General features: G+C 52.6%; 2 protein-coding genes and 1 pseudogene. 1 reads left to right on the top strand and 2 read right to left on the bottom strand.

The window, feature by feature from the left end; genetic code table 11:
• Both QVP67_RS07955 and QVP67_RS07950 read right to left on the bottom strand, forming a co-directional pair.
• Positions 1-696 (bottom strand): annotated as a pseudogene (locus tag QVP67_RS07955) (RNA pseudouridine synthase); the annotation flags it as partial.
• 15 nt (positions 697-711) lie between these two features.
• Positions 712-1,509, bottom strand: coding sequence for a DUF1847 domain-containing protein (locus QVP67_RS07950; protein ID WP_022163037.1), 798 nt, complete (start codon positions 1,507-1,509; stop codon positions 712-714).
• 342 nt (positions 1,510-1,851) lie between these two features.
• Here QVP67_RS07950 and QVP67_RS07945 point away from each other — a divergent pair.
• The coding region (locus QVP67_RS07945; RefSeq protein WP_288180026.1) for an alcohol dehydrogenase catalytic domain-containing protein at positions 1,852-2,186 on the top strand (335 nt) is incomplete at its 3' end.

Here is a 2,186-nt window from a genome sequence, read left to right as displayed (position 1 = left end):
CCGTTGCAGGGCGGCGGAACGCTGGCGGCGCTCCGACCTCAGACAAGCCATCTTTTCCTCTGCTTCGTTGATCAGACTACGCGAGTCGTCGAGCCATGCGGACAAGCGTTTTTCGAGCCGTTTGTATTCGGCCTTCTGAAACTGGCTTTCACGTATCAGGGCGGCTTCTTCGTCGGGGGCGAGGCGGCCTTTGGGCGTCAGTGAGGCTTCTTTTCGGCGTTCTTCTCGCCGCAGGCGGGCTTCTCTCATCGCGGTTTTGGCATCGTCGAGCACCTTGTGTACGGCTCTCTCTCTTTGGAGTAGTGTGTTTTTCTGGTGTATGTACTGTTCGTCGGTCTGCATAGCGTCGATGCGTGCGTTGAGCTGCGAGATCTGCTCTTCTTCGATCTTAAAGAAACCGTCGGGCTGAAGCAGGTCGTAGACAGGCGGTACGAAGAAAGGGTGCATGTTTTTACCAGCCAATATGCCCGAGAAAGCCGCCAGATAACCCAACTGGCCGTCGGCAGTGCGCACTACCAGTACGCCAAACATCTTACCAGCGTCGAGCTCCTGCTTCCATTGGGCCTGCTGCTTCAGGTATTCCTGCACTTCGTAGGAAGCTATGAGGCAGAGGGGGTGGGGTGTATAGCAGAAGGGATAAGTAAATTTTGTCGGCAAGGCGATGTGGTCGATGGGAACGTGAAAACGGTGTAGCATATTGTCGGTGAGGCGTTAACTGAGTTTCTTACGATAATACGAGTGGGCGGTATAGAGCGTGGCGGCGGGGTTGTTGCCCGTTATACGGTCTTTGGTGACCAACGTTGTTACGTAGGCGTCAGAATATTTGTAGAAGAGGCTGTCGTGCCCCACACACAGGCCGATGACTACGTTCAGGTCGGTCTGGGCTTTGTTCAGCAGACGTGCTTGCAGAATGGGGTTGCACATGGCTGCACCGATGCTTTCGCACTGCTGCGGGATGCCGACTGATGATTTGGCCTGTCCGGCCACCTTGCAGACGACGGAATAGACCTCGAAGCCGTTTTCACGCAGGATGCGGGCAAAGATGCGCGCTTCGCTGACGAGGCCGATGCAGTTGGCGATGCCTATCTTGTGGGCGCCTATCTTACGGGCAAAATGCATGATTTCTTCCACACGCGTCCATTGGCAATAACCTTCGTATTCGACTTCGGCACTGGCCACCATAATGTCGTGGTTACGTCCTTCGTCGTAACGCTCCAGAGCCCATTGCTGGTCGGCAGGGTCGAGGTGGGTAGTCAGGCAGAAGTCGGGATAAGTCTTGGTCTTATATTTGCAGTTTTGGGTGCCGCAGTCCACGCACGAGGGCGGTGTGGTTCCTGTGTCGGGCTTTACGCTTTCGGCAGGCGTTGTGCTTTCGGCAGATGTCGCCTTGTCGGTTGTCGGCGGGGGAGTGGGATGCGTCTTTCGCTTGCCAAGTTTTTTTTCTCGCTCCCAGGCGGCTTTGCGTGCCTGGTATTGCTCGAACTGGTTTTCAAGATAGTTGTCAGCCATATATGTATTAAGTTTTTTTAGTTTATCAGTTTATTCGTTTGTAAGTATATGAGCTTGTGAACCGTTGTTCTGTTCTCACTTGGAAACGTAAGTCTTACAAACGGCTTTTTCAGTGCGATTTGTTTTCTGCTTCTCTCCCCCGAACAAGGTTGTGGAGGGTGAAAATCGCGTTTAGGGGCGCAAGTTACGAATTAATCTGTTCGGATGTATCGTTGCAGACTTGCTATTTTTCGTTCATGTGCGGTTCGGATAAAATAAGTACCTGCATGCGGACACCTTATCGGATTTTATTCGTATGTTTGTGTCTGTCATTTGATTTTATTATAAGGAGGAAATACAGAAATGCTTGCATATACTTACATTGAGAAAGGCCGTTTCGCCTTAACCGAAAAACCGATTCCGCAATTGATTGATCCGCGCGATGCACTGGTGCGCGTTACCCTGGGAAGCATCTGCACCAGCGATTTGCATATTAAGCATGGCAGTGTGCCTCGCGCTGTGCCCGGTATCACCGTGGGGCACGAGATGGTAGGCATTGTCGAGCAAGTAGGCTCTGCCGTAAAGACGGTGAAGCCCGGCGACAGGGTGACGGTCAACGTAGAAACCTTCTGCGGCGAATGCTTCTTTTGCCGTCAGGGCTATGTAAACAATTGCACCGATGCCAATGGCGGGTGGGG

This window comes from Bacteroides sp. CAG:633 (assembly GCF_000435115.1).
Taxonomy (GTDB): domain Bacteria; phylum Bacteroidota; class Bacteroidia; order Bacteroidales; family Bacteroidaceae; genus Bacteroides; species Bacteroides ndongoniae.
This window is presented reverse-complemented; position numbering and strand designations above follow the sequence as displayed.